This is a genomic window from Phaeocystidibacter marisrubri, from assembly GCF_008933165.1.
Classification (GTDB): Bacteria; Bacteroidota; Bacteroidia; order Flavobacteriales; family Schleiferiaceae; genus Phaeocystidibacter; species Phaeocystidibacter marisrubri.
On sequence record NZ_WBVQ01000001.1, the window covers coordinates 334,309 to 352,986 of the forward strand.

An 18,678-nucleotide genomic window follows, 5' to 3' on the forward strand; every position below is an offset into this window, starting at 1 on the left:
TCACAAACTCAAATTCCTTAGAATGGATATTTGTTCGCTTCAATAATGCGCTTGGCAATACTGCGGCGAAGCTCTTTGGGATTTGGTGGATTTTGCCATTTGGTAAATCTGCGCAGTCCCATTAGCATCATGCGTTGTTCATCTCCTTCGGTGAAGGCGTAGATGGCCTCTTTGCCTGCAAGATGAAGTTTTTCAGTTGCGAAATACATGTAGAGACGAGCCATTTCACGAGCGGCCTCTGCATTGGCATGTCCTGATTGAGTCAGTTTTGCCGCGCGAAGTACGGCACTCTGAGCCACATACGTTTCGATGATCATGTCGGCAACAGACATCAGTACTTCCTGCTCTTCTTCTACATTCATTCCGAAGGTTTCAACAGCCTTGCCTGCTACCATTAGAATGGCCTTCTTCATTTTGCCGAGAAGTTCCGCTTCCTCACTTAGTGGTTGACTATAATCTGGTGTGTCGAAATCAGGGATTTCCATGAGTTCCCCTGCTACCTTCATGGCGGGTGACATTAGATCTAGCTCACCCTTCATCGCTTTCTTCAACAACATACCAACGGTAAGCATGCGGTTGATTTCGTTCGTTCCTTCGTAAATACGAGCGATTCGAACATCGCGATAGGCGCTCTCTACGGTCGTGTCTGCAGAGAAGCCCATACCTCCATGAATTTGAACAGCTTCATCGGCAATGAAAGTGCTGGCCTCTGAAGTGTGCACTTTCATAATGGCACATTCGATGGCGTATTCTTCCACCCCTTTGAGTTTTGCCTCTTGTGGGTCAACTCCTTCTGCAGTAAGGCGCGCAATATTGTCTTCAATATCCTGACCCGCTCTGTAGGATGCACTTTCAGTAGCGAAATGCTTAGCAGCCATATCGGCAAACTTCGACTGGATGGCACCGAAACTTGAAATTGGTGTTTTGAATTGCTCGCGCTCGTTGGCGTATTTGATGGATACACTGATGCCTCTGCGGTTAGCGTCTAAGCAAGCTGCTGATAATTTAATGCGACCTACGTTTAGAGCGTTCATGGCAATTTTGAAACCGCCATTTCTCTCACCGAGTAGGTTGCCCACTGGAATGGTTACGTTGTTGAAGAATACCTGACGAGTAGAAGAAGCACGGATACCCATTTTGTGCTCCTCGTCTCCTAGGGTTAGTCCCTCGACGCCTTTTTCTACGATGAAACCCGTAATGTTTTTATCGTCTTCAATTCTGGCAAATACAATGAAGAGATCCGCATAACCAGCATTTGAAATCCACATTTTTTGTCCGTTGATAACGTAGCTCTTGCCGTCATCGGACAATTCTGCCTTCGTTCTACCAGAGTTTGCATCGGAACCCGCACCAGGCTCTGTCAAACAGTAGGCTCCAATCCATTCGCCCGAAGCGAGTTTTGGGAGGTATTTCTGTTTTTGCTCTTCATTTCCGTATAGTAGAATAGGGAGTGTGCCGATTCCGGTATGAGCGCCATAAGCGGTAGAAAGGGATCCGGTGGCTCCTGAAATTCGGTCACACACTAACATTCCTGTGTTAAAACCCATTCCCAATCCGCCGTACTCCTCTGGAACTGAAATGCCGAGAAGTCCGAGTTCACCGGCCTTCTTCATCACTTCTAGAGTGAAAGCGTAATCCTTGTTTTCAAATCGAGCTTTATTAGGCCAAACTTCTTTGTCGATGAAGTCGGTCGTAGCCTGAGCCATCATGAGTTGTTCTTCGCTGAATTCTTCAGGAATGAAAATATCATTTGGCTCGATGTCGCGGATGAGAAACTCTCCGCCTTTAATGAAGTTCTTATCTGTACTCATCGTTTGGATGTGTGTTTTAATTCAGTCTTTCGAAAATACCTGCAGCACCTTGGCCTGTACCTACACACATGGTAACCATGCCGTATTTCTGATCGCGTTTGGCCAATTCATTCAATACTTGAACCGTTAGCTTTCCTCCGGTACAACCGAGTGGGTGACCGAGCGAAATGGCTCCACCGTTCACGTTCACGATGTCTTGATTGATGTCGAGTTCGCGCAATACTGCGAGCGATTGTGCGGCAAAAGCCTCATTCAACTCAATCAAATCAATGTCGTTTAATTTTAGGTTGGCTTGCTCCAGTGCTTTAGGTATGGCTTTCACCGGACCGATGCCCATAATTCTAGGTTCAACACCCGCAACGGAATAGCTAACCAGTCTGGCGATAGGAGTGAGGTTGTGTTCTTCCAAGAACTTTTCACTTACCACAAATACAAAGGCCGCACCGTCTGATGTCTGGGATGAGTTTCCCGCGGTTACGCTTCCGCCTGTAGCAAACACAGGACGTAGGCGAGACAGGGCCTCAATAGAAGTGTCCGCTCTAGGGCCTTCATCCGTATCAAATACAAAGTTCTTGGTATCGATTTTTTCCTTCTCATTCAAGTACTTGTACTCTACATTGATGGGAGCGATATCGTCGTTAAAGCGCCCCGTTTTAATGGCTTGGATGGCCTTTTGGTGCGACTGGTAGGCGAAGAGATCCTGATCTTCTCGGCTCACTTTGTACTTTTGAGCGACAGCCTCGGCGGTTAATCCCATGTTGTTGTAGTAGTCAGCGTGCTCTTTAGCCAACTTGTAGTTGGGAGCCACTTTCCAACCTCCCATTGGGATGAAGCTCATAGATTCGGATCCGCCCGCAATGATGGCATCCGCCATTCCTGCGTTGATTTTAGCCGCAGCCATGGCGATGGTTTCCAATCCTGATGAGCAGTATCGGTTCACGGTAACGCCTGGAACATCAACAGTGTCTAAGCCAATCAAAGAGATTAGTCTACCCACGTTCAAGCCTTGTTCCCCTTCCGGCATAGCGTTTCCAACAATCACATCATCAATTTGTGATTTGTCGAAATCGGGGAGGTTGTTCATCAAGTGCTTGATGACATCCGCGGCAAGATCATCTGGTCGGTAAAAACGCAGACTTCCTCTTGAAGCTTTGCCAACGGCACTTCTATATCCTGCTACGATATATGCATTCATTCTGATACTCGTTTTAGTTGCGAAGCGGTTTACCCGTCTTCAGCATATGTTGTATTCTTTCAAGAGTCTTCTTCTCACCGCAAAGACTAAGGAAGGCTTCGCGTTCAAGCTTGAGTAAGTATTGTTCGCTTACTAATGTCGGTTCGGATAGATCTCCACCTGACATTACCCATCCAAGCTTTTCGGTCATCTTGAGATCGTGCTCTGAGATGTAATGACCTTCCATCATTTGGAACGCGCCCACACGGAACATACCGAGTGATTGCTGACCCAAAACTTTGATGTCTGTTCTTTCAATAGGACGTTGATATCCCATGTCAGCGAGCAAAATGGCCTTTCTCTTTGCATCTTGAATCTGACGATCGATGTTCATGCTGATATGGTCTCTTCCTTTGATGAGGTAACCCATATTCATGGCTTCAGTCGCAGAGGTTGCTACCTTGGCCATACCGATATTCAAGAAGTTCTCTCGGTAGCTGTTGAGTTCTACGTCATCCTTCAAGTAGCGGTCGCTCGCACGGAGTGTGAGTTCTTTTGTTCCACCACCACCCGGAATAACACCAACGCCAAATTCAACCAATCCCATGTAGGTTTCAGCTGCGGCTTGTACGGCATCTGCGTGGAGAGTCATTTCACAGCCTCCACCCAAGCTCATGCCGTGCGGGGCAACCACAACAGGAATGTCGCTGTATCGCACACGCATCATGGTATCTTGGAAGTACTTGATGGCAAAATTGAGTTCGTCCCACTCTTGTTCAATAGCCATCATGAAGATCATAGCCAAGTTTGCTCCTACGCTAAAGTTGGTTCCTTGGTTCCCAATGACGAGTCCTCGATAGTCCTTCTCAGCCATATCAATGGCCTTGTTTAACCCCGCGAGTACGCCACTGCCCAAAGAGTTCATTTTAGAGCGTATCTCGAAGTTTAAGATTCCGTCTCCCAAGTCGATAATTGAGCTTTCCTTGTTCGCCCATACCGTTTTGGTTTCGCGAATGGTGTCTAGGATGATGTATGCATCTTGTCCTGGGATAGCTTTGTACTCTTCGGTCTGAACGTCGTAGTAATAACGTACGCCTCCTTCGGTTTTGTAGAAGCTAGAAACACCGTTCTTCTTCATTTTTGCAACCCAGTCGGCTGCCGTTTCACCGCGTTCTTCAATGTATTTCAATCCATTGTCGAGGCCAACGGCATCCCAGAGTTCAAACGGCCCCAATTCCCATCCAAATCCGGCTCTCATCGCCTGATCAATGCGGAACAATTCGTCAGAGATTTCTGGGATTCTATTGGTTACATATGCGAAGAGCCCGGCATACGATCGACGGTAAAATTCGCCTGCTTTGTCTTTGTATTTAGCCAGGAAAGCAATTCTCTCCTTGAGATCCGTAACGGGTTTCGCAGCTTCGAGTGAAGGGAACTTAACGCGTTTCTTTGAGGAGTATTCCATGGTGTTGAGGTCCATGGCCAAGATCTCACTCGATCCGTCTTCGTTTTTTACTTTTTTGTAGAAACCCTGACGAGTTTTATCACCAAGCCATTGGTTTTCCATCATTTTGTCAATGAAAGAAGGCAAGGCGAAAACTTCGTTTTTCTCGTCGTCTGGACACGCTTTATGCAGGCCGTTGGCTACGTGAACAAGAGTGTCTAATCCCACAACGTCACATGTTCTGAAGGTAGCAGATTTAGGTCGGCCTACCAACGTGCCAGTGAGTTTGTCAACCTCCTCAATGGTCATATCTAGCTCTTTCACTTGATGGAAGAGGTCCATAATTCCATAGATGCCAATTCGGTTGGCAATGAAAGCAGGTGTGTCTTTAGCGAGTACCGTGGTTTTACCGAGGTAGAGGTCGCCGTATTCCATAAAGAAATCGACCACTTCGCTTTTTGTGTGAGGCGTTGGAATGATTTCCAATAGGCGTAAATAACGCGGAGGATTGAAGAAGTGAGTGCCGCAGAAATGGGCTTTGAAATCATCACTTCTTCCTTCGGTCATTAAGTGAATGGGAATACCGGAGGTGTTACTGGTAATCAATGTTCCAGGTTTGCGGTATTTCTCCACGCGCTCAAAGAGCTGTTGTTTGATGTCTAGTCTTTCAACAACAACTTCGATAACCCAATCAACATCGCTGATTTTAGAAAGGTGATCATCAAAGTTGCCCGTTTTGATTCGGTTGGCATATGCCTTGTCGAATAACGGAGAAGGGTTAGATTTTACTGCATTCTGTAAGTTTTCATCGGCAATTCGATTTCTTACAGATGGATCTTCTAGCGTTAGGCCTTTGGCGCTTTCTCTTTCATTGAGTTCCCTTGGCGGGATGTCGAGTAGCAATACCTCAACGCCTTTGTTGGCAAGATGACAGGCAATGCGACTTCCCATAATGCCGGAACCCAATACGGCCGCTTTACGAATGGTTCTCTTCATGATGAAGTTCTTCGTTGAGTTGTTCTATTAAAATATTGATCTTATTCATGGTCCTGAAGAAGCCATTCAAATCCGTCTTCGATACTTTTTCTTTTACCGCACGGTTGAATTTCAATACAGCTTCTTTAGCGTGTTCACGCTGTTCAATACCAAAATCAGTAAGGAAAATCAGGACAACGCGACCATCTTCCGGATGCGGAGCTCTCCGGATGAGGTTGCGCTCTTCCATTACTTTGAGAAGGCGAGAGAGGCTAGTCGGTTCCATTCCCATTTTAGGTCCCAGACTAGTACTTGGTGTACCGTTTTCTTGATCGACGTTCAGCAACACATAACCGGTTGCCATTGTCGTATCAAACTGAGCCGCATAATCGTTGTACCAACGCGCAATTCCCTGCCAAGTAAACTTGATGTGAAAATCTACAGTTTCTTCGGGGCGCATAAGAAATGTTTTGCTCAAACATAATAAATCTTATACAGAAACCCCTGTGTTTCAGTCTTAAATTTGTTCGATATTCAGGTTATTGAATCAGTAACTTCCTGAATTCATGATCTTCGAGCTCTCGGATGGCTCGGCGATACGCATCTTGTCCTGCCAGTTGTTCAGAGAGTTGAACACCTTGGAAACTGGAAAGCGGGAAACTGCGTAGAAGTCGACCAGTTTTGTCCTTGACCACTATTTCACCTGATAATCTAGAGAGGTGCATTTGATCTCGAGTTCCATATGCGGTTGCAACGGCGTGGATTTCTATCCACAAATCAGCATGTTCCTTGTACGGTGTAGTAGTGAATTGATTGCTCAATAAGAAGCTTCGTAGCGACTGCTCAATGGGAGGGTTCGGCAATGGATTGCTTTCAATGCGCTCATCACTCTCCATGTAAACGGCTGGTGCGCGAACATCCACTTTTATTTCGGCTCTGTCGCCAAATTGCCGGGTGAGAAGCATTCGCAACAATGGATCACGAGTAGCGCTTTCGGCAATAGCTACAAAGTTGATATCGGCCTCTAATCGCTCGTGCTCTGCGTTGGTTTCCGCTTTAGGTAGTGAAGTGAAGATGCGACCAAGTGCATCACTTCGAACTTGATTTTCTCGTAAGAAACCTCCAGTATAGTATAAATAGACTGGTATGTTCTCTAATGGAGAACCGTCTTTTGTGGTGGTTTCAAAGAACCAACTCTGCTCGGCTTGTGCGTCATAGCGAACGATAGTAACACGCTCCATCATGGGCTTGATCTGGATTTCGCTCACTAGCTCATTGACGAAAGTGTAAAGGCGAATGCCGAAATCTCCATCCACTCCGTTGGCCGAAATGGGTTCGTTCAAGTAGAGCTTGAGCTCAGCCAATGCAGTAAGAGTATGGGTAAGTGATTCTTGTATTTTATGTGCTTTACGCGATTCGAGTGCGAGGTCGTAGTAAGATTTCGCACGATCTACCGCAGTCTGTTTGCGGGCCGCTCGTTGTGAAGCGTAAGATGCCTTGTCTAATCGGTATTGAATCCAATAGTAACCATCCGCTTCATAGCTGCCAACAAGTTCGTAGCCATCAACGGTCTCTAGTGAGTTTAATTCGGTTTGTGCTCTAAACTCTTCTCTAAATCTTTGATTTTGCTCCATCTGATAGAGCAAGCTAGTGGCACTAATCTCTACAGAGATTTCGCTGGAAAGGTCGGAAAGTGCATTGCTCTTTGCCCGTTGAAGGTGACTGCCATCCGCCTGAATAGGTGAAACGCCGATGCCGATGTAATAGAACGGATCAATCGGTTTGGATTGAACCCATTCTGGTTTAGGCTGTCCATTACTGATCTCCTTTTTACTTCCACATGAGGCAAAAAGGAGAAGAGTGAGTGCAGTTAAAGCAAATGATTTTATTGAGAGTGGCATTAATCCTGAATGTTCATGTAGCTATTGTAAACCTCTGATGCTACTTGTTCTGAAATTTTATTGAATACACTTTCTTTCATGTCTTCAATAGAGTTGAGCTGAGTTCTCGCTCTGAGCTGATTGTCTAAGGTTCTTTTATTTCTGGAATCATTTAAGACTCTGTCACCTTCCTTGTCGCGATCCATGGTTGTCCAATCTCCCATGTACAGGAAGCGCGTTTCGCCATTGTATTGAGCGTATTCCACTTGATCGTCTTCGCTTACATTAATGGCGTTGGTTGCCAAAATTTCTCCAGTTTCTACATCTACCAACTTGAATTGGAAGATGGCATTGACCTTAGAAGCTTGCTCCACGTGATAGTACCAAACCTTGCTGTAAGTCATCACGGTGTATCTTTCGCCTTCACTGTTGGTGCGAGTGACATTTCTACCGATGTATCCCGGCCTGCGTGACCTCTGCATGTTGCCTTCCTCTACACTCATACTCACGAGTTCTCCAACCAAGATGGCTCTGGCTCCCACCAGTTTCCCAGCTTCCGCAGCAGTGGTAGGGTCGCTCTGACCTTGCATGGCTCTAATTTGTTCATCTGTTAATTGACTAATCATCGAGCGATCAATCAATTTCAAGAAGGGGTCGTTTTTTTCTTGGAGAATTCGGGTTACTCTGCTGGATATAAGCGCTTCAACGCCGCCGTAGTTCGTGTGGTTTTCAAAATTCATCAACCCCAAACCAAACTGCCCATTTCTAAGGGCGGTAGCTTTCAGGTTCGCGCTGTTCTCAAATTCGCCGTGTTGTGATTCGAGTTGATCAAAAAGTCGGTAGGCTAGTCTGTATTTGCGAGCGTCAAATGCTTCCATGGCGCTGTTGTAAAGCGGTCTAGCTTGACTCAGTCTCAAGAGCTGAGGCACGTCTTTGAAATCGGATTTGAGCGCGTTTATTTCCCGGAAAATGGCTTCCGCTTTCGAGAATTCTTTTGCTCCTAAAGCGCTTCTACCTTCTTGGTATCTAACCTCACAATAGCGATCTCTCGCTTGCTCGTAGTCCGCCTCGTGTCCGGCTGGTCGAGCAATGTTAACATTGTACTGACTAAGACGTTCTCTAAAGCTCTCTGCTTCGCGATAACTCTGAATGGCTAGTTTGTCATCGCCTCCTTGAACGGCTCTAAAAAATTCTCCGTACTTCTCATCTACTACAATTTGAGCAGTGCTCTTCAAAGCGATGAGAGCTTCGATGTTGTCGTTGTCTCTTCTCAAGGCGTCCATGTAGGCAAGGGCCGCCTGTTCGTACATTCCGGCTTCTTCTAACTCTTGCCCACGCTTAAACATCTTCTTTGAGCCGCTGCAGGCAGAAAGGAAAATACTCAAGATGAGTAGGGGTAATATGATGTAATAGTTTTTCAAGGCGATTCGATTTAACACAAATGTACTTGCTAGCAGTTAAAACAAAAGTGATGCCATCACGTTATCCTTACCCAATGTTACCTCAATGTTAATATTATGTAACGCAAATGTTGATTTTGATGAATCCGTCGCTTATATTTACAGTAACAGAGGAGACAATAGAACACTTATAAGATATAGATATGAAAAGATTAATGACGATTGCGATGATGTTGGCGGGAGGCTTACTCTTCGCACAGGAAGTAAGAACAGAGACTTACGAGAACGGACAGACAAAAACTCAATATACCGTTTACGGAAACTACATCGAGATGATTGCATTTTATCAAGATGGTCAGGTGAAAGAAACGGGATCTTACCTTGCGAATAAGCCACATGGTGAGTACCGTCAGTACAATGAAGCAGGCGATTTGATTAGCGCCGGTGAATATGTGAACGGAGAGAAAGAAGGCATTTGGTTGTATAGAGCCGGTGGTGGCGATATGCTTTACCAGATTGAATACGTAGACAATGTTCGAACAACGGTGAATCGTTGGGTGGCTGTAGAATAGAGCCAAACGATATCAGTTGAAACTTAAATCGCCTCAAGTGTTGGGGCGATTTTTTTATGTCTGTATATTCGGCCTTTCAAATTTTATGAAGTTCATCTTAAGCCCTTCCAAGCGTCAGCAAACGCAGTCGATTTGCGACTTCGAACCCAGTACCCTTCCGCATTATCAATCCGAATCGGAGAGAGTAGCTAAGGTGGTGAAGTCGTACTCTGAGAATGTGTTGAAAAAGAGACTCACTCTTTCTGATGTGCTCGGGGCAGAAGTTTATCGCACTTGGGATTCTTGGGGAGAGTCCAATACCGATGTTTTGTCTGCCATTGAATTATTTCAAGGGGATGTTTACGATGGACTTGATTTCGTTACCCTTTCAAATACGCAGCGTGTCAAGGCGGCTCAGAACGGAATTGTGATGAGTGGATTGTACGGTATGTTGCGCGGTACGGATGCTGTACAGCCGTATCGATTGGATCTCAAGGATGATGTTTCAGTGAATGGGAAATCTCTCTCGGTGTTTTGGAAAAAGACGTTCGAATCGAACTTGCTGCCAATAGCAGAAGGTGAGGTTTATATTGATTTAACGAGTTCGGAGTACTATTCCATTTTGCCAAAAATCTACAAAGAGAATTCTATCCGAGTTGATTTCAAGGAAGAAGTGAGCGGTAAACTTAAAACTGTGTCATTCTTCGCGAAACGTGCCCGTGGTATTTTCGCAAGGTGGATTGTTCAGAACTCGATTTCTGAAGTCGCTGAAATCAAACAATTCAACCTAGAGGGGTATTCTTTAAATGAAGATGCTTCGAAGAACCAATTATGGGTGTTTTCAAGAAAGCCGCAGTCGCATTAATTCTAATCGCTTTTTCTCAAGGAGGATTGGCTCAAGGAAGATTATCCTATTGGGAATTTGGCCCTTTTGTGGGAACCTTGAGTTCCTCGTCGGAAATAGCGACTGACCCAATTCCCAACATTTTCCGCGAAGCTAGACCTCAAATTGGCGTTCAGGCAGAGTATTTTTTTGGTCCCTACATCGGTATTGGTGGGAATGTGAATTTAGGATGGATTTATGCGGCCGATGAGAATCATACAAATGTTAGAAGGGGCCTGGAAGTCCGATCGAGTTTAGCTACAGCGGAACTTCATTTGACCGTGAATTTATGGTCGTATGGCCGATTTAGACGCGCTACCCATTGGGTTCCCTATTTCGCTTTGGGCGGGGGCGTAGCAGCGGTTCAGACCTACAATTACGGATCGCAGTATACACCGTCAAACACCACTTTTACGGAAGGGACAACGATGAACGGCATTCTTAACTTTGGCATTGGAGCAAAGTTCAAGCTGAGTCTTACCCAAGGTCTTGCGATTGAGTTGAACGGATCTATTATGCACAGCGATAGATTGGAAGGGTTTCGGTACGATGGAGTGGAGAATGCACCCGACATTTACGGAGGACTTCGCGTTCGATATTCTTTCATGAGCATCCTCAAACGAGGAACGTATTAAATCATCTACCTTCGTTGGACTATCTTTGTGATTTAATCGTTGTAGCTACATGCGTAAATTGATTTTCCTCTTAAGTATAGGACTCGGTTGTACCATTTCTCTCCATGGTCAACGCTCACTTCGTTATCAAGAACTTCAACTCTCGGTAGGAACGATGAACTATAACGGAGAGATCACAACGAATCTTGATCCAGGAACGCTTCTCTTGGAAATGGGCTATTATGCCTCCTTAGATTATACTCATTATTTTGGCCCCAAATGGGGTATGGGCTCTCGGTTAGGCTACGGAACTGTATCCGCAGATGATGCCAATCACGACAATCCCAATCGCGGACTTTCCTTCAATTCGGATATTGTAGAGTGGAATGGTCATATCATCTACCACTTTAGAAAGTTTGGGAAGTATTATCAATCGCACCGCTCTACTTTTTTCCTGAAAGTGAGTGGAGGTGCCACTTGGGTACACGCATTTTATCCTGAAGGAATGCAACTTTCGGATGGAGCAGAACTTTACCCAGGTACGAACGGAGGCTTCAATCTCGGTTTAGGAGGGGGGCTTAAATTTCGCCTCAATCGAGTGTCAGTTCTCACTTTAGAGTTCATGGGGCACTATCTATACTCTGATCTAGTGGAAGGATTTTCTCTTCCCGAAGACAATGGAACGGATGGCTATGGTGGTATTCGAATTGGCTATGCCTATCAATTCCTTTGATCTGGTTGTATTTACTGATTGTTAAGTCAGCGAATACCTTATATTTGTTGCGATAGCAACTACTTGACAACTTCTATACTCAAATATCGCCTGCGGAGCATTCTGCTCGGTCTAGCCATGGTATGCACTTTTGTGAGCAATGCCGTGGTTGTACCACCCATCGATACGGCTGAAGTGTCCGATCAGATTTGGGATATGTATTGGTTCGTACGTGATCGTCCAGATTCGGTTCGAACCGTTGCCCGAGAATTGCTCGCTCAGACTAAGCAGGAACTACCCAAAGATGAATTGGGGTATCTCTATGAAGTGATTGGTGATTCCTACTACATGGTATCTCGCTATGATTCGGCCCTTCATTATTTCTTTCTAGCGCGCGAGGTATATGAGTCGATAGATGATTCGGTCTCACTAGCCTACAACTCCAATTATATCGGTACGCTGTACAACGAGATTGGGATGTACGATCGGGCGGCAAGGCAATACATTCTCGCTAAGAATATTTTTACGAAGTCGAAGAATTACTGGGGATTATCTACGGTGAACTATGGCCTTTCTCTTATTCATACCGAGCTTGAAGAGTACAAGAAGGCTGCTGCCATTTGTGATGAGGCCATTGCACAAACGCTCTTGACAAATGATTCCATGGGCTTGCCGAGTTTGTACATGCACCTTTCCAATATTCGAGTGGAGCTTGGGGAGCTAGATACCGCTTTGATCTTGGCAAAACTTGCAATAGAATACAACCTCAAATACGAAACTGGAGAAAGCGAACGATCTTTTGCTTTAGCAGCTATGGCAGATGTCTACAATGCGCAAGGCAAATATCAACTGGCCATGGCTTATGCCGATTCTGCCATGGTGTTGGCAGAGCGAATTGGTGATGTTCTAGCAACGGTTTATTTCCAAACCGCAAGAGCGATTAGCTATTATGGTCAAGGGGAGTCTGAAAGGGCTTGGAGACTTCTTCAGGAATCAGCTGGATTGTGTAGGGAATATGGTTTGGTAGGTGCTAAACGTTATGTCTTCAGACGAATGGAGCGCCTCGCTCGGAGTGAAGAAGATTGGAAGTTGGCCTTGACGTATTCTGATTCCATCAAGGCTATGAGCGACAATGTGTTGAATGACAACTTCGACATCGTGATGCTCGAGGAAGACCTCAAAATGGAGCGAGAACGCGCGGCGAAACTCAGTCATCAGCAAGCCATTCAAGATCTAACACTCGAAAGAAACACGGCTCTTCTCATGTTGTCCATCGCGCTGGCTTTGGCAGCGGCCATTGCCTTGTACATCCAATGGAAAAGCGGACAAAGACGCAATAAATTGAATGAAGCTTTAGCTATTCGTAACTCTGAGATCATTCAAAAGAATAAAGAACTGGACGTCCAAAAACAGTTCCTAGAATACAACCAAAAATTACTAGAACGTTCCAATCTAGACAAAGACAAATTGTTGGCTTTGATCAGTCATGACCTGCGCTCTCCTCTAGCTCAAGTCAAATCGGTAACAGAGTTAATCCTTGAAGGTGAGATTCGCGAGAATGAGCAGCGCGCCTTTTTTGAGAAGATCAATGAGAGCGTTGATAAATCGTTAGGAAACCTCACGGAAGTATTGGTTTGGGCACGCGCTCAAATGGACAAGGGAATCACTTCTTCTAAAGGGAGTGTGAATGTTCGAGAGTCTTTTCAGAATGCCTATAATCTGGTTGAAGAGCAGTACAATCGAAAGAAAATTGAGTGTAGGATGATTTGTCCTGAACCTCCGCCTTTAATCTTGGGGGATAAGAGTCACATGGGAACGATCTTCCGCAATTTACTGAGCAATGCAGCCAAGTTTTCCAACAGGGAATCTGAAGTGATTTTTGAAGTGAAGCAAGATTCTGATTTCGTGTATTGTTCTGTAGAGGATCATGGCGTGGGAATGAGTACTGGACGAGTAGATCAGATCCTTCAGGAGCAAGTATTCGATTCAACGCGAGGAACCGAGCGAGAAACAGGCACAGGAACCGGTATTCAGTTGGTGATGGAATTCATCAGACTAAACGACGGAAAAATCTTCATGGAGAGCGAGATTGGTGTAGGTACCAAGGTGACCGTTCAGTTCCCTAAAGCGAAATAAGAGAGGGTGTCGGGTGACTGGTGACTGGTGACTGGTGACTGGTGACTGGTGCTGGGTGACCGGAGCCTACAGTCTACTTTCCTAATTTCAATATTCGAAGTGCCCCACGGATAACAAGCACAAAAACAATGGTACCCACTAACAAGTCGGGTAGGTTGGATTTTGTGAAGAATACCGCAATACTCGCCACGATGACACCGAGATTGATGATCACATCGTTGGAGGTGAAAATCATGCTGGCCTGCATGTGCGCCTCCTTAGAGTTTTTAGATTTTTGAAGGATGTAAAGGCAAAGCGTATTTGCGCCAAGCGCGAAAATGGAGACCACCAACATCGTGGTAAAATCAGGGAGTTCTTCACCAATAATAAAACGTCTGCTCACCTCAGCAAAACCAACCACGGCTAGTAGAATTTGAAAATAGCCGGCAATTTTGGCGATTTGTTTCTTTCGAACTACGGTGCTGCCCACCGCCAAGAGGCTTATGCCATACACAAAACTATCCGCTAGCATATCTAAACTATCTGCCACCAATCCCATAGATCGGGAGAAAATCCCAGTAATCATCTCAATGATGAAAAAGGCAAAGTTGATTCCCAACACACTCCAAAGGAGTTTTCTTTGGTGAGAATCACTGTCAAAGTCGGAGCGCTCTGTGGTTTCAGTAGAAATGAGTTTGCTTCCAAGTTTTAGCGCTTCAAGGGCGTGTTCAATTTCTTCTGAACCCGCTTCATGAAACACGGCCAACTCGCGATTTGGAATGTCAAATTCTAGATGTGCAATGTTCGAAATCCCCTCAAGCTTCATGCGGATGAGGTTCTCCTCTGAAGGGCAATCCATTTGTGTGATTAAGAAGGTAGAGCGATTCATTCAGTATTCTTTAGTAGCATGAATTTGATCCGATTCAATCAGTGACGTTCTCAAATCTCAACAAATAACGGTAAAGCTCAAGAACTCGAGCCTTGGTTATCGCCAAATATCGCGAAGCTGTGAAAACAGCTTGAATACTTCCACCTCCTGAGTAATCCTCATTGGAAAGTTTTCTGTTCAAGGTCCGTTCCGACTCACGGTATAGCTGCCAGTAATTCTGAGCTTGAATTAATGTACTCTGGTCTTCCTCATTCAGTTTATCCAATAGAAGTCGATAGTATTTGTTCAGTAACTGATCGTAAGCTTCTTCTGCACCCAAGGTGTACTTTATCATTCCGCTCGTTGAGTAATCAATATCTAAGTATAACCTCAAGCGCTGTTCAATAGCAGAAGTGTCTACTTGAAAAGCAATAGAAACTTCATTCCATTCATTGGTTTTAGCTAAAGCTTCACCCAGAGTAGATACTCTTTGGTTTACTTGTTCCCTAACTTGCGTGGAATCTTTAGCAGATACTGGTCTTGGCTTTTGACCGAAACAGGCCATGGATAGCAGGGAGATGAGGAGGAGATATCGTTTCATTGAATGAAGATAATCAAGATCAAAATACCTGTATTAATTTTAGTATCTCTGCTCAGAATGATAAAAAGACGATTTCATGAAGGTCCTTTTAATTCTTGTTTTTGGCGTTTGGAGTTTTTGCGGTTCACTGGCTCAAACCGCAAAATTGACAAGTGAAGCGGATTTAGTGATAGGAGAAAGGTTGACCATCTTTTCAGATCAATTAGGGGAGGAAAGGGAAGTAAACGTCTATCTACCCGAGTCGTATCATCCAGATTCGCTAAATAACTATCCTGTGATTTATGTTTTCGATGGTTCGATGGATGAGGATTTCATTCACATTGTTGGACTCGTGCAATTTGGAAGTATGCCTTGGATTGATTTGCTTCCTGAGTCTATTGTTGTTGGAATTTCGAATGTAGACAGACAAAGAGATTTCACTTTTCCCACTACTGTTGCCGAGGATAAAGCAGATCTTCCGACCTCTGGAGGTTCGGAGAATTTCATGAATTACCTTGAAGAGGAGTTGATTCCATTCATTTCATCCCGTTACAGAACATCAGATCACCGCACCATAATCGGACAATCTTTAGGTGGATTACTTGCGACCGAAATATTGATGAAGCGACCTCAGATGTTTGAGGATTACATCATAGTTAGTCCGAGTTTGTGGTGGGATCAACAGTCCTTACTTGAATTTGAAATAGATTCTTTGTCTATGAACCAAGTATTTATCGGAGTGGGAAACGAACACCCTGTGATGCGTGAAACAGCTCAGGCTCTAAATGCAAAACTCAGCGCACTGGATTCAAATTCTGCACGCGTACATTTCGCGTATTTCCCCGAATGTGATCATGGAGATGTGCTTCATTTAGCAGTGTACAAGGCGTTTGAAGAGATGTGAGTGCTCAATCATAAACGTTTTACAAACAATGTGTTCTTTTTGCTTTAACTATACCTGTTCCGCTATCAAGTGCTTCAGGCTGATCCTCGTTTTTGAGTAGGGTGATGATTTCGCTGAGCACTCCTTCAGTAAAACGGGCTCTGCATTCATTCTAGTAATAAAGTCGGAATAGTGTTCAGGACTTGTGGCTGTGATTCATTAATACATCAATTCATATGAATTTTCACTTTCTAATTGAAGGGTGAAACATTTATCTTTCGGCTACCAATTCCGATTCCATGAGATTTTACATCACGGCGCTTTTTATCAGTTGGGGCTTACTCACTTTCGCTTATCCTTCAAATTATCAGTCGTCTATAGATAGTTTGTCCTCGTTAATCTATTCACACACAGGGACGAATGATAAGCTGAACGAGTATCAAAAAACTTTTGAAGCGTACAAACTCTCCCAATTTAAAATAGCTCAGTGGGCGGCGCATGGCGGACTTGAATTGGCTTTGAAATCCAATATTAAGGATCAGGCATATTTCTCTGAAGCAGTAGGTTATTCATATCAGAAACTCTTTGTTATGGACTCTGCCTTGAGCTATTACCTCAAGGCTTTAGAACTTTATAAGGAGATGGAGGAGCCATTGGAAAGTGCTAGGGTTCTCGATGCAATTGCTCGGATACATCGTAAGCTTCAGAATCACGAGAAAGCGTTGTGGTACTACTCTCAAGCCTTTGCGATACATGATGAAATGGACGATGACGAAGGGAGAGCTAGAATATTAAATGAGAGGGGAGCAGTATATGAAAACATGGGAGAAACACGAAAGGCTCTCCATGAATACCAAGCATCACTAAAGATCCAATTGGTAAGAGGAGATTCGGTTGGAATTGGATACTCTCTTGAGTTTATCGGTTACAATTACCTTCAGCAAGACAGTTTAGAGCTAAGTGAGGAGTATTTGTTAAGGGCTTTGGAGTATCGTGAAAACATGAGAGATGAATTTGCCCTCATGTTAAATCACTATGCGCTGGGGGAGCTTTACCATGAGAAAGGCGAATATGAGTTGTCTGATGCCCACCTCAATCAATGTTTTGAGTTGTCTGAAAAGTTGAGTTTTGCAGATATTCAGCAATATGCATTGGACATCGCCATTTCTAACCGAAAAGCGTTAGGTGATTTTGAACAGGCGATTGCCCTTCTGGAAAGGAAAACCAACTTGAGTGATAGTCTGGATCAAGTGGCGAATCAAGTGCGAGTTGATGAATTGAGTGAAAAGTATCAGTCGGTAGAGCGCGAGAATCAAATCTTGCTACAGAAGAGTGAAATTCAGAAGCAGAATTATTGGATATACGCATTGTCAGTTTCCTCTTTTCTACTTCTCTTGATAGGGATATTGATCTATAAACAACAGCGATTGCGTCAGGCCAAAATAAAGCAAGAAGCAGAGTTGAAGTTGGCAAAGATTACCATTGAAAATCAAAATCGATTGCAAGATTTGCGGATGGAGATATCGAGAGATTTACATGATAACATCGGTACCCAGCTCACTTTTGTGATTTCTTCCATTGATTCTGTAAAGCAGGTATTGAGTGAAGATGATAACATGATGGTTGAAACAAGGCTAGAGAGAATCAGTTCCTTCACACGAGACACGATTCGAGAGTTGCGAGACACTATTTGGGCAATGAATACAGCGGATATCACCATAGAAGATCTTTCGAATAGGCTGGTCAACTTTGTGAATCAAGCCGGACAATCCATGCAAGGTGTTCGTTTTGAGTTCAACAATGAATTGGATGATTCCAGTACTATCCACTTCAATTCCAAAGAAGGAATGGGGGTTTATCGCATTATTCAGGAGGCAGTGAATAATGCGATGAAGCATGCGAAGGCGAAGAAAATTGAGGTAACACTTTCACAGCAAGGCGATGAGCTTTCGTTTACAATTTCTGATGATGGTGTGGGGTTGGGAGATTATCCTAAACGAGGAAATGGGATGCAAACGATGAAGAAACGCTCACAAGATTTGAATGGAAAGTTGAGTGTTCATTCTTCCACAGAGGGAACGCAAGTGACTTTAATCCTCTCAGCGATTACGGAATGAGTTCATTTTCAATAGTTATCGTAGATGACAGCGTTTTGATGGCGCAGGCGATTGAAGATAAGTTATCGCTTTCTTCAGACTTTCACTTGAAGGGCGTTTTTCAAGATGGATGTGATTTTCTGGAGTACGTTCCAGGACAGAAAGTGGATCTGGTTCTCATGGATGTTCAGATGCCAGGAATGAATGGTATAGAAGTCACAAAGAGACTAAAGGAGAAACATCCGCAAATCAAGGTAGTGATGTTAACCGTGGTGGATAGCGATCAAGAAATTTTTGATGCGATACAAGCAGGTGCAGATGGGTATTTGCTCAAGGATGTATCTCCTCAGGATTTGCATGAGGGCATCTTACAAACCCTTGGTGGAGGAGCCGCAATGACGCCGTCTATAGCGCGCAAATCGTTGCAGCTTTTACGCAATGTGGACACCTTTAAGGAAGAAGCGGAGTTCGCGCAAGTCAAGCTTACTAATCGCGAAACCGACGTTCTACTACAAGTGAGTAAAGGACTGGACTACAAAGCTATTGCCGAAAATTTATTTATTTCACCACCGACGGTTAGAAAGCACATTGAGAATATTTATAAGAAGCTTCAAGTCCATTCCAAGCTAGAGGCTGTCCGGCTTGCACAGCGAAATAATCTGATATGAAAAAGGGGAGCTATTGCTAGTCCC

General features: G+C 44.4%; 16 protein-coding genes. 8 read left to right on the forward strand and 8 right to left on the reverse strand.

The features are described 5' to 3' along the window. Positions 1-17: 17 nt before the first annotated feature. The 6 genes from F8C82_RS01475 to F8C82_RS01500 form a co-directional block, all read right to left on the reverse strand. Positions 18-1,811 (reverse strand): acyl-CoA dehydrogenase family protein, encoded by a 1,794-nt coding sequence (locus tag F8C82_RS01475; protein ID WP_151691666.1) that lies wholly within the window; start codon positions 1,809-1,811, stop codon positions 18-20. A 16-nt stretch (positions 1,812-1,827) separates the two neighbouring features. Continuing rightward, complete coding sequence (locus F8C82_RS01480) at positions 1,828-3,006, reverse strand: acetyl-CoA C-acyltransferase (RefSeq protein ID WP_151691667.1); 1,179 nt, start codon at positions 3,004-3,006, stop codon at positions 1,828-1,830. Positions 3,007-3,019: 13 nt separating this feature from the next. Further along, positions 3,020-5,425 carry a 3-hydroxyacyl-CoA dehydrogenase/enoyl-CoA hydratase family protein gene (locus tag F8C82_RS01485; protein WP_151691668.1) on the reverse strand — a complete coding sequence of 802 codons (2,406 nt, stop codon included), beginning with the start codon at positions 5,423-5,425 and terminating at the stop codon, positions 3,020-3,022. After that, on the reverse strand, positions 5,406-5,864 hold the full coding sequence (locus F8C82_RS01490) for a MarR family winged helix-turn-helix transcriptional regulator (RefSeq protein ID WP_151691669.1): 459 nt from the start codon (positions 5,862-5,864) through the stop codon (positions 5,406-5,408). The genes F8C82_RS01485 and F8C82_RS01490 overlap by 20 nt, the downstream gene beginning before the upstream one ends. A 79-nt stretch (positions 5,865-5,943) precedes the next feature. Then, entirely contained in the window at positions 5,944-7,305 is a 1,362-nt protein-coding gene (locus F8C82_RS01495) for an LPP20 family lipoprotein (protein WP_151691670.1), read from the reverse strand. Then, positions 7,305-8,705 (reverse strand): CsgG/HfaB family protein, encoded by a 1,401-nt coding sequence (locus tag F8C82_RS01500; RefSeq protein WP_151691671.1) that lies wholly within the window; start codon positions 8,703-8,705, stop codon positions 7,305-7,307. The genes F8C82_RS01495 and F8C82_RS01500 overlap by 1 nt, the downstream gene beginning before the upstream one ends. A gap of 182 nt (positions 8,706-8,887) precedes the next feature. On the opposite strand from F8C82_RS01500, the gene F8C82_RS01505 reads away from it, so the two are divergent. The 5 genes from F8C82_RS01505 (at position 8,888) to F8C82_RS01525 (ending at position 13,580) form a co-directional block, all read left to right on the forward strand. After that, on the forward strand, positions 8,888-9,256 hold the full coding sequence (locus F8C82_RS01505) for a toxin-antitoxin system YwqK family antitoxin (RefSeq protein WP_151691672.1): 369 nt from the start codon (positions 8,888-8,890) through the stop codon (positions 9,254-9,256). Between the two features lie 85 nt (positions 9,257-9,341). After that, a complete protein-coding gene (locus F8C82_RS01510; protein WP_151691673.1) occupies positions 9,342-10,100 on the forward strand; it encodes a YaaA family protein in 759 nt (252 codons plus the stop codon). Next, positions 10,067-10,753, forward strand: coding sequence for an outer membrane beta-barrel protein (locus F8C82_RS01515; protein WP_151691674.1), 687 nt, complete (start codon positions 10,067-10,069; stop codon positions 10,751-10,753). Before F8C82_RS01510 ends, F8C82_RS01515 begins: the two co-directional genes overlap by 34 nt. Positions 10,754-10,802: 49 nt before the next feature. Then, the gene (locus F8C82_RS01520; RefSeq protein ID WP_151691675.1) at positions 10,803-11,465 is read left to right on the forward strand and encodes a DUF6089 family protein; all 663 of its coding nucleotides are present in this window, start codon (positions 10,803-10,805) and stop codon (positions 11,463-11,465) included. Positions 11,466-11,528: 63 nt separating this feature from the next. Continuing rightward, on the forward strand, positions 11,529-13,580 hold the full coding sequence (locus tag F8C82_RS01525) for a sensor histidine kinase (RefSeq protein WP_151691676.1): 2,052 nt from the start codon (positions 11,529-11,531) through the stop codon (positions 13,578-13,580). Between the two features lie 73 nt (positions 13,581-13,653). Here F8C82_RS01525 and F8C82_RS01530 read toward each other — a convergent pair whose 3' ends face one another. Further along, positions 13,654-14,448 (reverse strand): cation transporter, encoded by a 795-nt coding sequence (locus F8C82_RS01530; protein WP_151691677.1) that lies wholly within the window; start codon positions 14,446-14,448, stop codon positions 13,654-13,656. 34 nt (positions 14,449-14,482) lie between these two features. Beyond that, a complete protein-coding gene (locus F8C82_RS01535) occupies positions 14,483-15,028 on the reverse strand; it encodes a lysozyme inhibitor LprI family protein (RefSeq protein ID WP_151691678.1) in 546 nt (181 codons plus the stop codon). Positions 15,029-15,104: 76 nt separating this feature from the next. Here F8C82_RS01535 and F8C82_RS01540 point away from each other — a divergent pair, with 76 nt between their 5' ends. The 3 genes from F8C82_RS01540 (at position 15,105) to F8C82_RS01550 (ending at position 18,654) form a co-directional block, all read left to right on the forward strand. Then, positions 15,105-15,911: an alpha/beta hydrolase gene (locus F8C82_RS01540; RefSeq protein ID WP_151691679.1), complete on the forward strand. Its 807-nt coding sequence runs from the start codon at positions 15,105-15,107 to the stop codon at positions 15,909-15,911. 278 nt (positions 15,912-16,189) lie between these two features. Continuing rightward, entirely contained in the window at positions 16,190-18,007 is a 1,818-nt protein-coding gene (locus tag F8C82_RS01545; RefSeq protein WP_151691680.1) for a tetratricopeptide repeat-containing sensor histidine kinase, read from the forward strand. After that, complete coding sequence (locus tag F8C82_RS01550; RefSeq protein WP_151691681.1) at positions 18,004-18,654, forward strand: response regulator; 651 nt, start codon at positions 18,004-18,006, stop codon at positions 18,652-18,654. Before F8C82_RS01545 ends, F8C82_RS01550 begins: the two co-directional genes overlap by 4 nt. Positions 18,655-18,678: the final 24 nt, after the last annotated feature.